Annotated in this window: 21 protein-coding genes; 16 read left to right on the top strand and 5 right to left on the bottom strand. The window is 41.9% G+C overall.

What is annotated here, in order from left to right:
• Nucleotides 1-37 precede the first annotated feature (37 nt).
• Together RMY32_RS18185 and RMY32_RS18180 are read right to left on the bottom strand one after the other, a co-directional pair.
• On the bottom strand, nt 38-517 hold the full coding sequence (locus RMY32_RS18185) for a hypothetical protein (protein ID WP_322712904.1): 480 nt from the start codon (nt 515-517) through the stop codon (nt 38-40).
• A gap of 355 nt (nt 518-872) precedes the next feature.
• Nucleotides 873-1,853 (bottom strand): helix-turn-helix domain-containing protein, encoded by a 981-nt coding sequence (locus tag RMY32_RS18180; protein WP_322712902.1) that lies wholly within the window; start codon nt 1,851-1,853, stop codon nt 873-875.
• A 367-nt stretch (nt 1,854-2,220) separates the two neighbouring features.
• Between RMY32_RS18180 and RMY32_RS18175 the strand changes: the two genes are divergently transcribed.
• The 3 genes from RMY32_RS18175 (at nt 2,221) to RMY32_RS18165 (ending at nt 4,241) form a co-directional block, all read left to right on the top strand.
• A complete protein-coding gene (locus RMY32_RS18175) occupies nt 2,221-2,769 on the top strand; it encodes an AMP-binding protein (RefSeq protein ID WP_322712900.1) in 549 nt (182 codons plus the stop codon).
• Nucleotides 2,770-3,191: 422 nt separating this feature from the next.
• The gene (locus RMY32_RS18170) at nt 3,192-3,560 is read left to right on the top strand and encodes a hypothetical protein (RefSeq protein ID WP_322712899.1); all 369 of its coding nucleotides are present in this window, start codon (nt 3,192-3,194) and stop codon (nt 3,558-3,560) included.
• 249 nt (nt 3,561-3,809) lie between these two features.
• Nucleotides 3,810-4,241 (top strand): GFA family protein, encoded by a 432-nt coding sequence (locus tag RMY32_RS18165; RefSeq protein WP_322686557.1) that lies wholly within the window; start codon nt 3,810-3,812, stop codon nt 4,239-4,241.
• A 396-nt stretch (nt 4,242-4,637) separates the two neighbouring features.
• Here RMY32_RS18165 and RMY32_RS18160 read toward each other — a convergent pair whose 3' ends face one another.
• Complete coding sequence (locus RMY32_RS18160; protein WP_322712898.1) at nt 4,638-4,835, bottom strand: NblA/ycf18 family protein; 198 nt, start codon at nt 4,833-4,835, stop codon at nt 4,638-4,640.
• A 264-nt stretch (nt 4,836-5,099) separates the two neighbouring features.
• Between RMY32_RS18160 and RMY32_RS18155 the strand changes: the two genes are divergently transcribed.
• Nucleotides 5,100-5,903 (top strand): peroxiredoxin-like family protein, encoded by an 804-nt coding sequence (locus RMY32_RS18155; protein WP_322712897.1) that lies wholly within the window; start codon nt 5,100-5,102, stop codon nt 5,901-5,903.
• Between the two features lie 917 nt (nt 5,904-6,820).
• Nucleotides 6,821-7,240, top strand: coding sequence for a response regulator (locus tag RMY32_RS18150; RefSeq protein WP_322712894.1), 420 nt, complete (start codon nt 6,821-6,823; stop codon nt 7,238-7,240).
• Here the strand turns inward: RMY32_RS18150 and RMY32_RS18145 are convergent, their stop codons facing one another.
• A complete protein-coding gene (locus tag RMY32_RS18145; RefSeq protein ID WP_322686197.1) occupies nt 7,241-7,639 on the bottom strand; it encodes a DUF6335 family protein in 399 nt (132 codons plus the stop codon). It abuts the gene before it with no gap.
• 479 nt (nt 7,640-8,118) lie between these two features.
• Between RMY32_RS18145 and RMY32_RS18140 the strand changes: the two genes are divergently transcribed.
• The 7 genes from RMY32_RS18140 to RMY32_RS18110 all read left to right on the top strand — a co-directional run bounded on the left by RMY32_RS18140 (nt 8,119) and on the right by RMY32_RS18110 (nt 14,869).
• Entirely contained in the window at nt 8,119-9,216 is a 1,098-nt protein-coding gene (locus tag RMY32_RS18140; protein WP_322712893.1) for a DJ-1/PfpI/YhbO family deglycase/protease, read from the top strand.
• 189 nt (nt 9,217-9,405) lie between these two features.
• The gene (locus tag RMY32_RS18135; RefSeq protein ID WP_322712892.1) at nt 9,406-10,104 is read left to right on the top strand and encodes an SRPBCC family protein; all 699 of its coding nucleotides are present in this window, start codon (nt 9,406-9,408) and stop codon (nt 10,102-10,104) included.
• Between the two features lie 125 nt (nt 10,105-10,229).
• Nucleotides 10,230-11,399 carry a zinc-dependent alcohol dehydrogenase gene (locus tag RMY32_RS18130; RefSeq protein WP_322712890.1) on the top strand — a complete coding sequence of 390 codons (1,170 nt, stop codon included), beginning with the start codon at nt 10,230-10,232 and terminating at the stop codon, nt 11,397-11,399.
• Nucleotides 11,400-11,461: 62 nt separating this feature from the next.
• Complete coding sequence (locus tag RMY32_RS18125) at nt 11,462-11,851, top strand: hypothetical protein (RefSeq protein WP_322712888.1); 390 nt, start codon at nt 11,462-11,464, stop codon at nt 11,849-11,851.
• Between the two features lie 163 nt (nt 11,852-12,014).
• Nucleotides 12,015-13,184, top strand: coding sequence for a zinc-dependent alcohol dehydrogenase (locus RMY32_RS18120; RefSeq protein ID WP_322712886.1), 1,170 nt, complete (start codon nt 12,015-12,017; stop codon nt 13,182-13,184).
• A 138-nt stretch (nt 13,185-13,322) separates the two neighbouring features.
• Nucleotides 13,323-14,507, top strand: coding sequence for a Gfo/Idh/MocA family oxidoreductase (locus tag RMY32_RS18115; RefSeq protein ID WP_322712885.1), 1,185 nt, complete (start codon nt 13,323-13,325; stop codon nt 14,505-14,507).
• Between the two features lie 20 nt (nt 14,508-14,527).
• A complete protein-coding gene (locus RMY32_RS18110; RefSeq protein WP_322712883.1) occupies nt 14,528-14,869 on the top strand; it encodes a cupin domain-containing protein in 342 nt (113 codons plus the stop codon).
• A 652-nt stretch (nt 14,870-15,521) separates the two neighbouring features.
• Here RMY32_RS18110 and RMY32_RS18105 read toward each other — a convergent pair.
• A complete protein-coding gene (locus RMY32_RS18105) occupies nt 15,522-16,370 on the bottom strand; it encodes a hypothetical protein (RefSeq protein ID WP_322712882.1) in 849 nt (282 codons plus the stop codon).
• Between the two features lie 11 nt (nt 16,371-16,381).
• Here RMY32_RS18105 and RMY32_RS18100 point away from each other — a divergent pair, with 11 nt between their 5' ends.
• The 4 genes from RMY32_RS18100 to RMY32_RS18085 all read left to right on the top strand — a co-directional run bounded on the left by RMY32_RS18100 (nt 16,382) and on the right by RMY32_RS18085 (nt 20,948).
• On the top strand, nt 16,382-16,642 hold the full coding sequence (locus tag RMY32_RS18100) for a hypothetical protein (protein WP_322712919.1): 261 nt from the start codon (nt 16,382-16,384) through the stop codon (nt 16,640-16,642).
• A 502-nt stretch (nt 16,643-17,144) separates the two neighbouring features.
• Entirely contained in the window at nt 17,145-17,768 is a 624-nt protein-coding gene (locus tag RMY32_RS18095; protein ID WP_322693204.1) for a (2Fe-2S)-binding protein, read from the top strand.
• Nucleotides 17,755-18,738: a xanthine dehydrogenase family protein subunit M gene (locus RMY32_RS18090; RefSeq protein WP_322712881.1), complete on the top strand. Its 984-nt coding sequence runs from the start codon at nt 17,755-17,757 to the stop codon at nt 18,736-18,738. Before RMY32_RS18095 ends, RMY32_RS18090 begins: the two co-directional genes overlap by 14 nt.
• Nucleotides 18,735-20,948 (top strand): xanthine dehydrogenase family protein molybdopterin-binding subunit, encoded by a 2,214-nt coding sequence (locus RMY32_RS18085; RefSeq protein WP_322712879.1) that lies wholly within the window; start codon nt 18,735-18,737, stop codon nt 20,946-20,948. The genes RMY32_RS18090 and RMY32_RS18085 overlap by 4 nt, the downstream gene beginning before the upstream one ends.
• The last annotated feature ends 30 nt before the right edge of the window (nt 20,949-20,978 follow it).

Here is a 20,978-nt window from a genome sequence, read left to right as displayed (position 1 = left end):
AAAGGACGAAGGACAAATGACAAAGGACTAATGACAATTAGACATCAAAATGATATGATACAGCCCCTTCTTCGTTTACCTTAAAATTTGCATTGAATTCTTTAGCTTTTTCATCTAAATATTGTCTGGCGTGGGCTGCGGGTAATTGTGACTGGATGGCAAAGCCTAAAACAGTTACGCGCCCGTGATTTTCTTGTAGCATCTCATAAAAAATCGATTGCAGGCGATCGCTAACTTGTTGATTAATTGCCTTTTTCTCCTGCCGACTTTGACGGTACAATCCCAATGCTAACCACGTGCCCAGTGTTAGGGTAGGGACACCAAAAATTAGACCACCAACAGCAGCATTATTATCTTCATAAGTAGCATTCGGTGCGTTAAAGTCATACTCCCCCGCCGGTATTGAAATAGCTTTAGGTGTAGCGAATTTTTCTAGTGCCGCTGTTGCTGATAGAGTTACAAACATGAATCCGAGTGTCAGTAGCCAACCGGCAGCTAATTTTTCAGCAGTTTTCATAGTTTCACTTCAGATTTACACTTTGCTTGCGATTTTAACCTGACTTTCATAAAGGTTCCAATATATCAATTAACCTGACTTTTCACGTTATGTGGAAAAGTCCACCAAAAACCTAACCCCCTAATCCCCTTACCGCGTCGGTAAGGGGGAAAATTCAAAGTCTCTCTCCTTTTAGGAGAGAGAAATAGAAGAGAGGTTTTTCAGATACCGTGAAAAGTCAGATCAATTAACTCCTAGTTACAGTTTTTTAGCTTTTACACAATATTTTTTGCCTACGCAGACTATGCTCACCACTCAGATTGGAATGGAGTGGCGAGGACGGCATTAAGATGTAATTGGATTGTGGTGCAGTTCGTTAATACGATCCTTCTGGCGGGGAAATATCAGATCCGACAGCCATACCACTATTAGTAGATTTAATCCCCGGTTTAACAGTAGGGGATTGTTGTTTTAACGATTGTAAAACAGAAGAAGAGTTATCTTGCTCAGTTGATATATTGGTATTTGCTTGTTGCTGGGACATCAAAGCTAATCCTCCCATTGCACCAGCAAGAAGAGCTGTATAACCTACATATAAATGCGTCGGACGAATTTCTAATCCCATTCCTTTTTTAGATTGGGACGAAAGAGGCTGAGTTACTGGTATAGCTGCTTGTACTGGCAAAGAAGCAGCTAAAGCAACACCATTAAGTCCTAAAGCATCTCCATAACGTCGGATAAATCCACGTAAAAAAATGTCATCTGGCAATTCTTTCGAGTTGCCGTTTTCTAATGCCTCTATCAGCTCGGTTCGGATATGAGTGGAAAGCTGGATGCGATCCAAAGAAAACCCTTTGGACAAACGGGTTTTCTGGAGTTGTTGCCCGATTTGATGTAGGCACACCATACGTTGTTGGTCTGCTTGCAAGGTAAGTTCTGCTTGAGAAATTCTCTGATGATTCAGAAATTGTAGTGGTTTTTTCCACAGCGAATTTTCTGCTGCGTTTTTAGAGGATTGCTCCTGTTGAGTGCAACACTCCTGCTGTATTTCTGATGAAGATTTGACTGTTTCCGTGGCTTGCTTCGTATCTGTAGCTATTTCAACTTTTTGATTTTGTTGGGCAAATTGTCGAAATGCTAAACCGATCGCTTCTCTACCTACAGCTTTTAATAAATCTTGAGCTCGATCTGTTTCTTCACCTATTAACTTCTGCACAATCGCTAAAGCACGTCGATAAACTCGGCTACGATGCAGTTGTGCTTCTATTTCTCCTAAAAGCGATCGCAACTCATCTTGAGAAATTTCAATATTTGGATTGCCCAGAATTTGCAAATAGTGTACAGGAGTAGTAAGCATTGTGAAAACCTTTTATATTAACTCAATCAAAGAAATTTACAATCATATCTTCACTATTGTTTCCTAACTTCACCTTGGTTTTCCGGATGTTAATTGTATAATTTAAATTTTTTAATCGATCGTCAACACTGGAACAAAGCCATAATAAATGCAGTCACCATCGTAAAAATGATACTGGCATCTCTGTGAGAAAAAACCTTGAGTGCGTACCATTTGCAAGTAACCGGAATCTCAAGGTAGACTGAGCCTGCCTCTGAGTCTAGTCTAATTGAATGCGATCGCGGTAACTAAGTACTGTAAAAATCATGTAGTGCTTTATGACCGTATGGTATGCTCATGCAGTAAATAATTACTGTTAGCATTAGCCATGAACCCTGAAGCACTTGACCGCAGCTTTCTCACACCTCTAACTTTTATTCAACGTAATGCTAAAGTCTATAGTCATAAAGTTTCTATTATATATAATCAAAAACGCTTCACTTACAGGGAATTTGCAGAGCGGATCAATTGTCTAGCCTCAGCACTCCATCATGCTGGACTTGAAAAAGGCAATCGCGTCGCTTTTTTTTGTTTCAATACTCCACCCATGCTAGAAGCCCATTTTGCTGTGCCTTTAATAGGTGGAATTCTCGTATCTATTAATACTCGTTTGGCTTCTCAGGAAGTTGCTTATATCTTAAATGATTGCGGTGCTAAATTTCTTTTTATTGATACAGAGTTAACAAATATAATTCGACCTATTCAAAATAGTCTTAAAACTGTTAAATATATAATCAATATCAGCGATACTAGTTTTAAATGCCCTAGGACAATTGAATTTACTACTCTGCCAAAAACTAGTACTGGTAAAATTCAAAAGTATCTTTTACGAGAAAAAGAATGGATAGGTTATGAAAAGAGGATTTATGGCAGTTAGTTGCGATATCTAAATTCACTGCCAAGTTTACCTGATATTGTTATTGAAGGATATAAGCGGCTGAAGTTGCGAATCAATCAGGCAAGGGCTCCACAGCGCTGGTCTGTTCTACATTGAGATTGAGTTAGTCAGTCTCAGGCTGGGATAGCTGTTGCTAGATGTTTTTTCAGCTTTCCTGTAACCAACACCAATTAGACAGCTAGGGCCTGCAAAGGCGATTTTATCAAGAATTTTTAAGAAATTAACATTTTTCAGAAAAGGAAAGACCTAATGCTGAAGTAATACCCAAAAGTTCAGAATCATAGATTTTGTAGTTTACACACACTCTAGTGTCTGAAAACCTTACATGGTAAAGTCTCTGATGTACTTCATCCATGTCGAAACCTAATTATTAGTTTTTCAATTTTTTGAAGGAGAGGAAAATGAAGAAGTTCAGCTGTTTGATGATTGTGGGGGCAGTATTGTCGATTAGTGCGCCGGCTGTGGCTGAAAGTCGTGCCGTTAATATCAGTATTGGCAGTATTGGTGGTTCCTTAGATAATGCTGCTTTGCGAACAGTTCGTCAGGTTATCGGGTCTGCTGTCGGCACTAGTACCGTCGATAAATTCATTGTATATAGTCCCAGGGCTGGATCTATTCCTATCGAAGGAGGTTTATCTGCTTGTGCTGAAGCTGGCTTCGGCATCAGCAATGCAACATTTAATGCTTTTGTCCAGCAGTTGCGTTCAATTAATCCCAAACCAGGGACTTTCTACAATCTAGAACTTACTGCAAGCTGCAAACTGAAATAAGACGTTTGCACTCAAGCACGGTAGGATGGGCTGAGGTACTAAGCCCATCCATTGAGTTACAGTCCACGCGATCGACGCAAAACTCCATATTTTTAAATTGGAGATGTAACATCAATGTTGATTTAAATCAGCGTCAAGAAGCGACTAGATTAGTTGTATCAGCCTCTAAACTCAATAGTGCAGAGACTTCCAGCATAAAACAAAAAAGAATGTCAAATTGAAGCGCATTTTTGGGAGCAGAGAAACAATATGTCTAATGTGAACATTGCAAAAGGTAGCTGCCTGTGCGGAGTAGTAAACGTTTCTACAACCCGTATGAGCGATCGGGTAGAAGCATGTCATTGTAGTATGTGTCGCAACTGGGGTGGAGGACCTTTGTTAGTAGTTGACTGTGAAAATGAGGTTAGCTTCTCTGGTGAAGAATATATCGAAGTTTATCAATCTTCAGAATGGGCAGAGCGTGCATTCTGTAAGAAGTGTGGTAGCCATCTATTTTACAAATTCAAACAAAATAACCAGCATTTCATACCCGTTGGACTATTCGATAGCTGTGAAGGTCTTGTTTTCGAGCGTCAGATATTCATAGATGAAAAGCCCAAATATTACTGTTTTGCCAATGAAACCAAGAACCTAACAGGGGCGGAGGTATTTGCACAGTTTGCACCGCAATCACAGCAGTAAAGATTGGAGTTACTTTTTAGCATATCTGTGATTGTCTGAGCAATTATTGTCAGGAAAGCCTTGGTAAATGCCTTAACTTGTAGAAAATGCTAAACCTCCGGTTAAGGCATATTCCTAGACTTTGATACAGTTCAGCTCCTTGTCCTGGAAAGATTGCCAATAGAGCAGGCGCTAGGGGCGCAAGGCCTTGCGCCCCTATGACAGGTGTACAGGTGTGGTTCAAATACATGATTTCTGCTGTAAGCTCACTTTTACGCAGACATCAGGCCTATTGGAGTACAAAAGGATTTCTGCTAGTGTATTCCAAGACTCTCCCAAGCTCGCAGCAACACAGCATTTCTACCAATATTTCTTTGTCGCTGCTAAAAATTAAAAACATTTATTTGCTTGTATGCTTTAACCCAAAATTGAATCTGAATCAAGTTCCAGCTGATGTTTGAGCAATTCTTGGTAAGTATTTTCCCGAATTATCATCTGCTTATAGAGCATAAGCAAAAACTCTTGAGCTTGTTCGCGGGACATCTGTTGCACAACGTCTGCAAAAGTTCTAAGGCGAAATTCTTGTTCTAAAGATAATGTAATGGGTTGATTCATCGCAGGCTCAATCGCCCAACTAGGCGAAAACTAAAGGGTCAATGTTGACAATCTTGAGAAGAAGCTTTCATACCTAGCTGCTGTTAGTAGTAATACACTCATCAAGCGACCTACTGAGTATTGCCTTACTTAGCGGTATCAAACTAAATATGAACTTCTGTTAACTAGTATAACAAAATATTCACAAACCTGAGATGATAGCATATTAATGCTTTAGTACATCCTGTGTTACTGATACCCCAAATATCCGAGTAATCATTTGTAATGAATCCTTACACTATCCTTAATCAGACAGGACTTCAGCGTGTTAGTGATGGCATGACCCGCCCCCTACTAGAAAATTGCGAGCCTGCCTCATATATCCTTGTTTTAGTCTGGCCCCAACTTGGGGATTTTGATAGTCTTGAATATGCGTGGTGGTTACAGCGCGAAGCTAAAAAATTGTCAAATGAAAAACTCGCTATTCGTGCAGTAGGAATTGGTAATCGCGCTTCTGGAATCAGATTTTGTGAATATACAGGATTTCCACCGGAAAATTTATTTGTTGAACCTAATGGAGAACTACATCACCAACTCAAACTTTATTCAGGTCTCAATTTTTCTCTCCCTGGACTTTCTCCTGCTCAGAAAGCTTGGCTAAATCTAGTGTTAATGTGTGCAGGCTTTGGAAGTCCTGGAACGCTAAGAGAAGTTTTTCGGGGATACAGGGGAGATCGTCAAGCCCCTCAACTCATTGAAGATGATGAAATTATTCAAGGTACTCCTCTACCTGCTTTTAAAGGCTCGTTTTTCCAATTAGCTGGCGGAAGTGGGTTTCAACGTCCCTTTGAATTGGCTACTCTACGGCTACGGAATATGGTTGAAGTTCTCAGCAATTGGCAGACTTATGTACCTAATTCTGCTTACTTAACTCAGCGTGGTGGAACTTTTCTGTTTGATACCAAAGGCCAGTTACTTTACGAACATCGAGATCCAGGAATTTTAGGTTTTGCTGCTAATATGAGTCAGCCCTTATCATTTTTATCTTCGCTCGAAACGGAATTAGCTGGGCTTGGCAATCAATTTTAATCTCTGCTGTAGTTTTACAGTATCAGCATATTTGAAAACCTCTTCAATAATAATATTATTGGCTTTTTTTGTTTGTATGCTTAAATAAATTGTTCTATCCCGATCAATCGTAACCTCACTATTTTATCCTGCGATCGCATCTATTCCCCAATATGATTTTCCTGACAATAGTTATAGATCCAAAGAAGAACTGATAAACCAGTTAGTTTTAGTTACTGGCGTCAGATATCCATTTGTTACCATCTCTAAACGCTTTGTGAAATGGTCTGAATATGCCGTAGACAAAGACAAATCGGTTTCTCCTAATTGCTGGATCTGGGAGGTCACAATCGTCGGATGCAAGGCATCGCAAAATCAAATAAGGAAATATTATTATCAAGCGATTGATGCTGAATCGAGAAGACTGATAACCGAATCTTCGGTTAAAGAAGACAAGCAGTTTGTTGGGGTGAAAACCGACTGTAGTATGGGGCATCGGTGAGAGTATAATAAGATAAAGCGCATTTTGTCAATCAGTATTCAGAATGAATTTTGACTCCTGAATTCTGAATTATGCTGAAAATTGAGATAAGTAAAGACTTTCTAAAGACGCTTGAATTTCATTTGTACGAAGTGGTCTTCCAGTAGGAAAATAGATAAAGGAGTAGTAACCATCAAGCTATATGTTTGAAATTATGGTGTTAAATCATTTTTTGTTAAAAGAGCCTGCTTCGGTATCTCATCAATATTCCGAGCACATCAATCTACTTTTGTAAATCTAAAATCTGCTCTAAAAGAAGCTCTAATGGGTGTAAAAAATGATTCGTAATTGATAATGACGCTTGCGGACTCGCTAACGTAATTCGTAGTTGTAATCACTGCTTGCTCTGTACTCTCTTAATTACGAATTACGAATATAGCAAGTAAGGATAGATAAAATGTCATTTATTATGCAAACTTCTGGAACTCTTACTGGTTTAGATATCTTAGTCGTTGAGGATGATGATGATACTCGCTTTTTTATCACTACTGTCTTGGAAATGGATGGAGCAACAGTTATAGCAGTGATATCAGCAGCAGATGCACGCAATGTATTGTCTGAATTGCAACCCGATGTTTTAATTAGTGATATCGGGTTGCCTGGGGAGGATGGCTACACTTTCATCTCCAAATTCCGGGCGCTTAAAGCAAATAATTGTTGTGGACGAGTCCCGGCTATTGCTTTAACAGCCTTTGCTGATAGTGAGGCTCGTATCCGTGCTTTGGAAGCTGGTTTTGACACTCATATATCTAAACCGATCGCTCCAGAAGAACTAGTTGAGATAGTGGCTAATTTGGTTGCTTCTTGTCATTGGTAATTATTCTCTGCGGTCTTGATAATCTTCAGAAGACTTTGGATCTAACTCCCAGCGATCGCCATCACGATCCTCTAAAATATCGTTGGTATGCAGAAATTCCGAATCAGCCATTTCTAGCCCCACTGCTGCTTCTAGGTCTTCTGTGACATTTTGATCGGGAGTGGAAGTACTACCACCAACAGCTTCATCTCCAACTGCATCTGCATCTTGCCAATAAGCATCGACATCCCCACCAGTCAGTTCAGGACTAGTTTCTGTGTACTCGTCTCTTTCATCCTGCATAGAGCGTCCGCCAATATTGTATCCTGGCAAGTCTTTCACACCAGTACCGTAGGATTCGGTAATCTCTTGTGGCAAATCATTACTTTTAATTTTGTCATTATGATTTTTTTCTGCCATAATACTAGCCCTCTTTTGCATTCTCACAATAACGTTTTTTTGTTACAAATTTGTCTAACTAGAGGTGTATAGCTAAGAAAATAATCTATCCCTTGGGTACGACGCTAAACTAGCGATCGCACCATAAAATTGTAGCTATGAATTCATGGTCAAGGAACTTGTAGTTGAAGTTATGAGTGAAAAGTTATCAAACCGAAATTATCCATTGGCGAACTTTTCACTCATAACTATTTCTTGTTTGGCAAAAATAGGCAGCCAGAAATTAAATTTTGATGAGGAGTTTAGCATTTTAACTCGTATTCATACTTTTTCAATACCTAAATGCTAAACAACCAATTGAAATCTCAAAATTATTTGAGTAGTGAAGGCAGATCGGATGATTGATAAGTAATTCAAAATTATTTATTCAATAATTAATCTGATTATTTAACTTTTGTTGTAGTTAGTTGAAAGACTAGATAAATAAAAAATCCCATTTTATGACTGAACATAACAATAACCCCGGTAATAAAAAAGTTGCTATCCTGATCGAACAAGCAGTAGAGGATGCAGAATTTACAGTTCCATATAATGGATTAAAACAAGCAGGAATGGAGGTAGTAGTCCTTGGTTCCCGAATGAATGAAAAATATAAGGGTAAACAAGGCAAACTTAGTATAGAAGCCGACGGTACCACAACGGAAGCGATCGCAGCCCAATTCGACGCGGTGATAATTCCCGGTGGGATGGCTCCCGATCAAATGCGGCGGAACATCAACACAGTACGTTTTGTCCAAGAAGCTATCCAGCAAGGAAAATTAGTCGCTGCTGTTTGTCACGGCCCACAAGTTTTAATTGAAGGCGACTTGCTCAAAGGTAAACAAGCCACTGGCTTTAGCGCTATTGCCAAAGACATGATTAACGCAGGCGCAAAATATTTAGATGAGCCATTGGTAGTTGACGGAAATTTGATTACATCTCGCGAACCGGGAGACTTGCCAATTTTCACCACAGCTATATTAAGCCGTTTGGGTTATGGTGGCAAAGATGCGGCATTACCAAATGAAAAAGACACAAGTGCCCAATGGTGGAAGCTGGCTGATGCTTGGGGTGGCTCAACTAAAGGTGAGATCGCCAAAGGTTTAAATACTGCCCTTACTGGTGAACGTTATTCGCTAGAAGCATTTGAAAACTACTTGCAAAAGGAATCAGATAACGAAGTTAACTCAGTCTTTCAAGAAATAATTGCTAATAAACAGCGCCACATTCAAAAACTGGAAACTTGTCTTCAGCTATTGGGTGAAAAACCGTCTTTAGGGGCAAATATTGCTAATCAGTATGCCAAGGTAAAAACTGCCTTGACAGGAAGTGACGATATATATCAGTTACGTTCTGCGTTGGGAGATGTGCAAACTGGTATCGGTGATATTGGCAATTTGTCTGTAATGTTCACTGACCCAGTAGCAACTGCTATTTTCAAAGAAATTTACCACGATTTATTTAAATACGAACAGCAATTAGTCGAATTGTATCGGGCGCGGATAGGCGCTCAGATACAGCCTCCTAAGCCGACTACAGGGGCTGCTGTGTCAATGTAATTCGTAATTCGTAATTCGTAATTCGTAATTCGTAATTACAAGATGTTCGTGCTATCAGTGGGGGTTTGCAAAGTTTTTACTGTCGCAAAACTGAACTTGTTAGGGTAATTTCTGAATTGACTTTACGTGAAAATCTTTTTTTAGGTTATTGTTTGCACGATTCTTATTAGTGTGATGGAGATATAAAAAGTGAGTTCAACATCAGGGGATAAATCAAGTACAAACCAGCCAGAAGCTAGTGAAGTAGAGCGTTGGGCATCCCTTATCGGCGGCGGTGCGATGGTGCTGATGGGTTTAAGGCAAGGTTCATTGCGAGGAGCGCTGACGGCTTTAGCTGGTGGCGGTTTGCTTTATCAAGGTGCAACCAAGCAAAGCACAATCCAGAAAGCACAGGAAGCAATCGGGATAAACCAGCCTATCAAAGTTGAAAAGACGGTAACTATCAATAAATCGGCAGAAGAATTGTATCGCTTTTGGCACGACTTTGAAAATTTGCCTACATTTATGAAGCATCTTAAATCTGTCAAGGTGTACAACGAAAAACGTTCTCATTGGATTGCCAATGCACCTTTGGATAATACGGTAGAATGGGATGCAGATATTCTCGAAGACCGAGAAAATGAATTTATTTCTTGGGCTTCTGTAGAAGGTGCAGATGTTGATAATTCTGGTTTTGTTCGCTTTAAAAAAGCACCAGGCGATCGCGGCACGGAAGTCAAGGTTGTTTTGGAGTATAACCCACCAGGTGGAGCATTAGCAGCTACCGTAGCTAAACTTTTTGGCGAAGAACCAGAACAGCAAATTGGTGATGAATTGCGCCGCTTCAAAATGCTAATGGAAGCAGGTGAAATTGCCACCACCGAAGGTCAACCTTCTGGACGCAGCTAGTTATTTGTTCTTTGTCCTTTGTCTATTTGTCCTTTGCCTAAAGCGAATGACCAATGACTAATAATTCGGCTTTGCTCAGTACAAGTGAACAATGACTAATGACCAATGACTAAGGACTAATAATTATGAAAGCAGTTTGCTGGAACGGTGCTAATGATGTGCGGGTGGAGACAGTACCAGACCCGAAAATTCTCAACCCCCGCGACGCAATTATTAAAATTACTTCCACGGCGATTTGTGGCTCCGATTTACATATTTATGGCGGCTATATTCCCACGGTGCAACAGGGTGACATTATTGGTCACGAATTCATGGGGGAAGTCGTGGAAGTTGGTAGAGGAGTCAACAATTTAAAAATAGGCGATCGCGTTGTTGTTCCTTCCACAATTGGCTGTGGTAATTGCAATTATTGCCAACGTGATATGTGGTCATTGTGCGATAATTCCAATCCCAATGGCTGGATTCAAGAAAAATTATTTGGCAATATCACCTCAGCTATTTATGGCTATTCCCACATGTTAGGTGGTTATGCAGGGGCACAAGCAGAATATATCCGTGTACCCTTTGCTGATGTGGGTGTCGTTAAAGTTCCGCCAGATTTGCCGGATGAGATGTTGTTATTCATCTCCGACGCTATCCCCACAGGTTATATGGGTGCAGAGTTATGCGATATCCAACCGGGTGATACTGTAGCCGTTTGGGGTTGCGGTGCTGTTGGACAGTTTGCGATGATTAGCGCCTACATGATGGGAGCCGAAAAAGTGATCGCTATAGATCGCTTTCCCGAACGCCTGGAAATGGCGAAAAAGTTTGCCAAAGCAGAAGTGATTAACTACGAAGAAGTTAATGCTGGCGAAGCGTTGAAAGAGATGACTGGTGGTCGTGGCCCCGATGCTTGCATCGATGCAGTGGGTTTAGAAGCACACGGCGTTGGTTTAGAAGACTTCTACGACCAGACAAAACAAAAGCTCAGATTGGAAACCGACCGTCCCCACGTTTTGCGGGAAATGATGGTCGCCTGTCGTAAAGGCGGGACTCTTTCAATTATGGGTGTTTATGGTGGTTTTGTAGACAAAATACCATTGGGTGCAGCCTTTAATAAAGGCCTAACCTTTAGAATGGGACAAATGCATGGACAGAAATATATGCATTTGTTATTGCAGATGGTTTTGGATGGAAAACTCGATCCTTCCTTCGTTGTCACCCATCAATTACCTTTAGAACAAGCACCTCACGCCTACCACATCTTTCAACAAAAAAAGGATAACTGCATCAAAGTTGTTCTTAAACCCTGAACGATCAATAGTCATTTAAGGTTTTGAATTGTATACCCAACATAATGCAAATGAGGTTTTTTATGAATCGAGTAATTTCATGGCTGCGGAATATTCGCATTTCCCAAATCGTTGTAGTTTTCCTCGTAGGATTTATGTTCTTACTAGGTCAAGCTTTTAGCTACACTAACATTGCACTGGCTAATGTTAACACTCCAGAGGGTACTTATTACAAAGGAGTACCAAATGAGCAAGGTGAAATTAGAAACGATACCCAAATCAATAATACCCAGAAATCACAAAATCCAATAAAAGGTGCTGTTGATAATATCCGCGAAAAGTTAAACTTGGACGAAAAACCTCCTGAAGCTACAAAAGAGTTTTTTGATCCTAGTACAAATAGAAGCGGAGATAATACTTCATCATACGAAGGAAGTAGAGAAGGTTATTATCGCACTCCTTCTAGTAACTAACTCAGAGATAGCAGCTAAACGGTTAGTAAATCTTGAGTCGAATACTTGAATAACTTTTTAGCAGTTATTGAGACGCGATAACTATCGCGTCTCAAAATTAAGATAAATCATCGATTTATCTTGATATTAACGAGCCAGAAATGATAACTAAGGACTAAATATTATGAAAGCAGTTTGCTGGCATGGAGCAAACGATGTGCGGGTTGATACAGTTCCCGACCCGAAAATTATCAACCCACGCGATGCCATTGTTAAAATTACTTCTACGGCAATTTGTGGTTCAGATTTGCATATTTACAACGGCTACATTCCCACCATGCAAAAGGGCGATATCCTTGGTCATGAATTCATGGGGGAAGTCGTAGAACTGGGAAGTGCAGTTAAAAATGTTAACATAGGCGATCGCGTCGTTGTTCCCTTCACCATCTCTTGCGGTAGCTGCTTTTTCTGCAATCGGGATTTATGGTCATTGTGCGATAACTCTAACCCCAATGCTTGGTTAGTAGAAAAGCAAATGGGACATTCACCAGCAGGTCTATTTGGCTACTCTCATTTATTCGGCGGTTACGCTGGGGGTCAAGCAGAGTATGCACGAGTACCATTTGCTGATGTCGGCTTGTTCAAAATTCCCGATGGTTTAACGGATGAGCAAGTACTATTTTTAACAGATATTTTCCCCACAGGCTACATGGCAGCCGAAAACTGCAACATCAAACCCGGTGATATTGTCGCTGTTTGGGGTTGTGGCCCTGTCGGACAATTCGCGATCAGAAGCGCATATATGCTAGGTGCAGAACGGGTAATTGCCTTTGACCGGGTTCCCGAACGTCTGCAAATGGCTAAAGAATATGGCAAAGCTGAAGTTCTCAACTACGAAGAAGTGAATATAGGCGAAGCACTCAAAGAAATGACTGGCGGTCGTGGCCCCGATGCTTGCATAGATGCAGTGGGAATGGAGGCACATGGTACAGATTCTATGGCGATGTACGACCAGGTAAAGCAAGCAGTACGTCTCGAAACAGACCGTCCGACAGCATTACGGCAAGTAATAGTATCTGCTGCTAAAGGTGGTCACGTATCACTTGCGGGTGTGTACGGTGGCTTTTTAGATAAAATCCCGATGGGTGCTGCCATGAACAAGGGATTAACCTTCAAAATGGGACAAACGAATGTCCACAAGTATCTAAAACCTTTGCTAGAACACATCCAAAACGGTGATATCGATCCAACGTTTATTATCACCCATACTTTACCTCTAGAACAAGCGCCGCACGGCTACGAAATTTTTAAACACAAGAAAGATAACTGCATCAAAGTAGTACTCAAACCGTAGTGGGGAACGGGGAAGAAGCAGGGAGCAAGGAGCAAGGGGGAGAATACAAAATTACCTTCTTTCCCCTCTGCAAACTTCACCCTACCCCTGTGCCTCTTCCCAATGCCCAGTGCCCCAACACTTAACACCTAACCTTCCATGTTTGATTTACTAAAATCAGAATTTACGCGTCGTAATATATTACACAAAGCAGGTTTTGGGTTAATTACACTCAGTACTTTTGGGGTAGCAGGTACTATTTTTAAACCTAATCGTACCTTAGCCCAAGCTGGGCCAGCACCAAGCAAAGAACCATCTATGCCTCCTGAAAAAAAGTTAGGATGGGCTATTGTTGGCTTGGGAAAATTTGCTACGCAACAGATTATTCCGTCGTTTGGTGAATGTAAGCGTTCAAAGCTGGTAGCGTTAGTCAGTGGCGATCGCGCCAAAGCTGAAGGCATAGCCCAGCAATACGGGGTTAACTCGAAAAATATCTACAATTACCAGAACTACGATACCATCCGCAATAACCCGGAGGTTGATGTTATTTATATCATTTTACCTAATGGGTTACACGCCGAATACAGTATTCGTGGTGCCCAAGCTGGTAAGCATATCATGTGCGAAAAGCCAATGGCTATTACTGTCGAGGAATGCCAAGCAATGATTGATGCTGCCAAAAAAGGCGATCGCAAATTGATGATTGCTTACCGCGCTCAATATGAACCTTACAACCTCGCTGCGATCGAACTGGCACAAAGTGGCAAACTTGGTAAACTAAAAGCTATAACCTCCGACCACGGACGCAACCTCGACCCCAAAGACCCAGCAGATCGTTGGCGGGCACAAAAAAAACTAGCTGGCGGCGGTTCCCTTTATGACATTGGGATTTATAGCTTGCAAGCGGCGCGGTATATCACAGGCGAGGAACCACAAGAAATTAGCGCCATGATGTACAGCACCCCTGGCGACCCCCGCTTTCGGGAAGTCGAGGAAAATGTCAACTTCGTTTTGCGTTTTCCTAGTGGTGTGCTTGCTAATTGTACCTCTAGCTACGGCTATGCAGATACCAAGCGTATCCAAGTTTTTGGTTCAGATGCAGTCTTAGAGTTAGATCCAGCTACCGACTACTACCAACATCGCTTGACAATCAAACGCAAAAACAGTAGTGAAGAACAGAATATTCAGGAAAAGAACCAATTCGCCCTAGAGATGGATCATTTGTCCGAGTCCATCATGGCGAATAAACAGCCCAAAACTCCCGGTGAGGAAGGCTTGCAAGATGTCAGGCTGATGCAACTAATTTACCAAGCAGCTCGCACTGGCAAAACAATCAAAGTTTAAAAGTAAAAGAGGCAAAAAATATGTCTGATACAACCGTTATCAAAGTAGACTCTAGCAATTCTCCTAAAGGCCAACTTGGTCAGAAATATCTTGCATCTGGCAAAACCATTTCCATGCGCCTATGGGAAAATGAGGAACCGAACGAACCTAAAGAGCCAACAGCACGGGAATATGAAACTGTTGGTTATGTAATTACTGGTCGTGCAGAATTGCATCTTGAAGGGCAAACGATTTTACTAGAACCTGGGAGTTCTTGGGTAGTAGCAAAAGGAGCTAGTCACACCTATAAAATTTTAGAATCATTTACTGCTGTTGAAGCAACTAGTCCACCTGCTCAAGTTCACGGGCGAGACGAAAACTGATTTGCGATCGCTCGCTAAAAACCTATAGCCGCTTTCAATGACATGGAATATAAAGCATTCGTAGGAGAACAATATTCTTGTTCTCCTTTTTACTGTGCTTTGCAGCTTAGAGGTTGTTTTAAAAGTGTTTGGCTGAATGGTTCCCTCCCCTTTATAAGGCTACGGTGTACACATAAGTCTCTCGACCTGCACCTTTATTGCATTGACCTACAAAAATTAACCCACCCTACGTTACATAGCAACTTTAAAAGACTTGTGTGTACACCGTAGCCTTTATAAGGGGAGGGTGGGGTGCAATGACTGGGGGGGAATCATAACTAATCCTGTTTTATCATTTTGGGGAAAGAAAAATAATTGTAGGTTGGGTTGAACGAAGTGAAACCCAACATTTACCTTGATTTTCGGATGTTGGGTTTCGTTCCTCAACCCATTCTTATTTCAATTATTTTGAGTATTTTAACGGGTTGACAAAATACCTCTCACGGATGAGGATGGAGAGTGGTTTTCGCAGGGCTTTAACGCTTTTCTTTCTCTAGGTACAATTCATATTTGGATTAATCGGATTTTATTAGTGGGATAGGTTCGTGGATGCCTAATTCAGAGGGTGACTTCCTGGCTTAGGCATCCACCTAATTAGCCCGTGGACTAAATTTTATTTTTTCAGCAAGCCCTTATTAGTTATGGGAGGTTCCCAAAGTGTATAAAGTTTGCCATATACTCCTCCGAGAGTTTTGCCACCCTTTCTTTCTGTTTCTGTTTTGAAAGGGTTATTACCAAGTTTTTTAGCTAAATTTTTTCCAAATATGGCTTTAGACATTTTGATAAAGTTTTCTTCTTCCGCTTGTATCATCATATAATATGATACAACGGCTTCTTCAGCTTGTTCTCTTTCTCTTAAACTTGCACCAACATTAACAATAATCGGTTTGCCCTCAATCACAAATTCTGCGGGTTTTATTGTATCTCCTTTTATTTTTTCTGTTGCTCGTTCTGAATAATGATAAAGGCGATAGTAAAAATATAGTTGAGATTCATCAAAAGCCTTATTCGATTTTGTGTCATCATTTAGCAGTCTATAGCAAAAGGCAATAAAATTACTTGCGATAAAAGCTCTAGTATAATTATCTCGAATTTTTGGAATCATTCTGAATAATCCCCAGCTTGAGTATTCTTTATCTATAAGAGATAAAAAAGTATCCCTGCCTCTTTTCAAAAGTGTCAAAGCTTGTATTAATTCATATTCAAAGTTTTTTTCATTCAAGTCATCAGTAATAATTTTGATAGCTGTTCTAATATCTTGATTACCAGTTTCCAAAAGAAATGCCTTAATTTCTGCGTTTTGGAATCTAGATAAAGATTCACATATTTTTAATGCTTTTTCTCCACATGGAAGACTAGAAATAATAAAAGGAAGAACTTCATTTAATATATTAAAATATTCATCTTCTGTAGAATTTATTAACTTATTAAATTCTTTGGAAACTATCGTGGGATCTATCATAATCTACACTCATTTACCTAAAAATTATACCCAGTTATATAAATTATTATTTAGCCAGCTCCAGTCACGATCTCACAATTAAACTTTGGGATGTAAGTACAGGAGAATGCCTGAAAACCTGGCGCGGATATACAGACTGGGTGAGGTCAGTTATATTTACCCAAAATTATCATACCTTGATTAGTGCCAGTGATAGCCACACCGTTTTACTATGGGATACACGTACGAATCAATCTCACGTTTTAGGTAATTTAGAAACGGAATGGATGTAGGCGATCGCAGATCATCCCTCTTCCCCACACGATTATCATTTTCAATAAAACTATTTTGAGTATTTTAACTGGTTGACAAAATGCACTTTATCTTAACCTCTCACGGATGACCTACGCCTAAATTGATAAAAGTATTGAAAAATAAAGGTTTTAGAATTGTAGGTTGGGTTGAACGAAGTGAAACCCAACCTACGCCTGGGAACGAGAAGACGAGAAGCGAGAGAACAATGGGAAATCGAGCTTTTTCCGACTTGTGTATACACCGTAGATACATACGGGGAGGGTTAGGTGGGGTAAAAAATATTTAATACATCAACTATGACTTTTCAAACAACCTCTTATGGCATAAATCTTCTGATAGAGAGACATCACAAGACGAAATTGTATTCTATTAACAATGTCTTTTTAGAGAAAATGCTTTTTGGCAAGTCTGGTTTTCTATCAATAATTTCAGTAGAGATAATTACTCAATATTTTTAACAAAACAGAATGGAGCGAACAAATGAGGTTTGTCTTAAGACGCCGCAAGCTGGGTCAATTAATGGTCTTCAGCACAGTAGCGGCGACGATCGCTAATTTTGTAGAGAAAGCTGTAGCAGAAACTCAAGTAAAAAAAACTACCCCAATGCTGGCAACTTCCACTTCTGAAACTGTGAAGGTGACGCTACAAGTGAATGGAACACCTCATAGTTTGCAAATTGAACCGCGTGTTACCTTACTTGATGCACTTCGGGAATACATAGGATTAATTGGTACTAAAAAAGGTTGCGATCATGGTCAGTGTGGTGCTTGCACGGTGCTGGTTGATGGGCAACGAATTAATTCCTGCCTGACATTTGCAATTATGCACACCGACGCAAAAATTACAACTATTGAAGGGTTGGAACAAGGAAATAATCTGCACCCGATGCAAGCCGCGTTTGTTGCCCGCGATGCGTTTCAGTGCGGCTACTGCACGCCAGGACAGATTTGTTCGGCGGTGGGTTTGGTGAACGAGGGACACGCTAAATCGGATGCCGACATTCGCGAACTAATGAGCGGCAATATCTGCCGTTGCGGTGCTTATCCAAATATCGTGGCTGCTGTCCGCGATGTCTTAGAGGGAAAAAAAGATGCAGCCGTTTAGCTATAAGAAAGCAGGACAAGCAGAAAATGCTGTGGCTTTGGTTACTCCAGATGCTCAAGCCTCGTATCTAGCTGGTGGTACTAGCCTCATCGATTTGATGAAGCTGAATGTCCAGAACCCAAGAGAGTTGGTTGACATTAACCCACTGCCACTGAGCAAGATAGAAGTACAGGGTAACGGTGTGCGGATTGGAGCAACGGCAAGCAATAGCGATGTTGCTTATAATCCGCTGATTCAAGAGCGTTATCCTGTGCTATCAGAGGCGTTGCTGTCTGGGGCATCACCGCAACTGCGAAACATGGCAACAGTGGGCGGAAATTTGCTGCAACGTACCCGATGTTACTACTTCCGCGATACTTCGATGCCGTGTAACAAGCGCGTTCCCGGTTCAGGTTGTGCGGCAATTGAGGGCTACAACCGGATTCACGCGATTCTTGGCGGTAGCGATCGCTGTATTGCCACTCATCCTTCTGATATGGCGGTGGCAATGATCGCACTCGATGCCGTTGTGCAAACCCGCGGGCCGAGGGGAGAGCGCAGTATTCCACTGGTAGATTTTCATCTTCTACCTGGCGAAACTCCAGAAAGAGAAACGGTTCTAGAACACGGAGAGTTAATCGTTGCGGTTGATTTACCTGCTTTAAACTTCGCAAGGCGATCGCACTATTTAAAAGTCCGCGATCGCGCCTCCTATGCCTTTGCGATGACATCGGTTGCAGCTGCATTAGATATTCAAAATGGTATCATTCGCGCGGCACGGATTGCCCTTGGTGGCGTGGGCACAAAGCCTTGGCATGCCTTGGAAGTAGAAAAAATACTTTTGAACAAGCCTGTAAACCAGGCAACATTTCAAGCAGCCGCGGACGCTGCGATCGCCGGCGCTAAACCTCAAAAATACAACGGTTTTAAAGTCGAACTGACTAAACGCACAATTGTTAAGGCGCTGACAACAGTGGGAGGGATGGCATGAATACAGGAGATAAAAATATAGTTGTCGGCAAACCGCTCAATCGAGTTGATGGCTACCTGAAGGTAACTGGTGGCGCACGTTACGCGGCTGAGTTTCCGGTAGCAAAAATGACTTATGGCGTGACAATTCAAAGTGCGATCGCCAAAGGTAAAATTGCCCAAATCGATACCAAGGCGGCGGAACAAGTACCGGGTGTATTAGCAGTAATTACCCACCTGAACGCGCCCAAAGCGTCTGGAGAAAAGGGCGGCGGTCATAAGGTGCAAGTCCTGCAAGATAACATTGTGCTGTATAGCGGTCAGCATATTGGTGTCGTCGTTGCCGATACCTTTGAACGAGCGATGTATGCTGCTTCCCTCGTACAAGTTCGCTATGAGGAAGAGAAACCAACCATTAATATGCGGGAGAATCTCACAAAGGCATACTTACCTAAAGGTAAAATCCCTAGAGATGAGCCGCCCGATTTAGCGCATGGCAATGTCAGCCAGGGACTAGCGGCGGCGGCTGTCCGCGTCGAGCAAACCTATACCACCCCAGTGGAAAATCACAATCCAATGGAGCCTCATGCCACAACAGCAGTTTGGCAAGGCGATGAACTGCTGCTGTATGACGCAACTCAGGGAATTTTTTCGACTCAAAAAAAAGTTGCGGAGGTATTAGGAATTGAGCCTGAGAAAGTCCGCATTATGTCTTACTATGTGGGCGGTGGCTTCGGTTGCAAAGGGTCGGCTTGGTCGCACGTGCCGCTAGCGGCGATCGCCGCAAAGCAAGTTAAGCGCCCAGTAAAATTAGTTCTGGGACGCATACAGATGTATGGGCCTGTGGGCTTTCGACCGGAGACAATTCAACAGGTTTCTCTCGGCGCAACCCGCGATGGCAAATTGACTGCTCTGCGACACGCCGGCACTTCCCAGACTTCAACTTTCGATGAATTTATCGAACCTGTTGGTAAAAGCGCCCGGATGCTTTACGCTAGCCCGAATATCGAAACTAGCCATCATCTGGTTCAGCTCGATCAAGGAACACCAACTTATATGCGGGCCCCAGGTGAAGCATCTGGGTCGTTTGCTTTAGAATCGGCAATGGACGAACTAGCTTATGCGCTCAACATCGATCCGGTGGAACTGCGTCTGCGTAACTATGCTGAAGTCGATCCTAGTAAAAAACTCCCTTGGTCGAGCAAGTCACTGAGAGAGTGTTACAAATTGGGAGCAGAAAAGTTTGGCTGGCAAAAGCGCAATCCCAAGCCCCGTTCAATGCGCGACGGTAATTATTTAATTGGTTGGGGGATGGCGACAGCTACTTATCCTACTAACCGTTCCCCAGCATCAGCGATCGCTCAAATTATGGCAGATGGTACAGCCGTGGTGCGAAGTGGTTCGCAAGATATTGGTACGGGAACTTATACTGTCATGACTCAAGTTGCAGCTGATGCACTCGGTTTACCAGTTGAGAAAGTTCGGTTTGAACTAGGGGATACGAAGATGCCACAAACCCCTATTTCTGGTGGTTCCCAAACTGCTGCCAGTGTCAGTTCAGCCGTACATTTAGCGGGAAATCAAGCACGCAGTCAGCTTTTGCAACTAGCACTTGCCGATCCAAAATCGCCCCTTTATAGTTCAAAGGCTGAGGATGTGATTGCGCGAGATGGCAGCTTTTTCTTAAAAAATAAATCGTCTGCAAGCGAAACATATCAGGCAATCTTGGCACGACATAGAAAGAAAACGATCGAAGCGCGTGCAGATGCCAAGCCCGGAGAGGAACAAAAGAAGTTCTCAATGCACTCATTTGGAGCGCAGTTTGCCGAAGTGCGCGTTGAACCTGATTTGGGCGAAGTGCGAGTAACCCGCTGGGTAGGAACTTTTGGCGTGGGACGCATTCTCAACGCTAAAACAGCCAACAGTCAGATGATCGGTGGGATTATTTATGGCATCGGCATGGCGTTAATGGAACACACGCTAACAGACCCGAACCGAGGACGCGTTGTCAACCATGATTTAGCTGAGTATCACGTACCAGTGAATGCAGACATTCCTGATATTGAGGTGTTGTTTGTCGATGAACAAGATCCACATATCAACCCGCTTGGTGTCAAAGGAATTGGTGAAATTGGGATTACCGGAGCTGCGGCAGCGATCGCTAATGCTGTCTATCATGCCACAGGTAAGCGCATCCGCGATTTGCCAATTACTTTAGACAAACTGCTGTAGATATGGCGATCGCAACATAATATGAGCAAG

Origin of the sequence: Nostoc sp. ChiSLP03a, from assembly GCF_034531215.2 — a bacterium.
Taxonomy (GTDB): Bacteria; Cyanobacteriota; Cyanobacteriia; order Cyanobacteriales; family Nostocaceae; genus Nostoc.
This window is presented reverse-complemented; position numbering and strand designations above follow the sequence as displayed.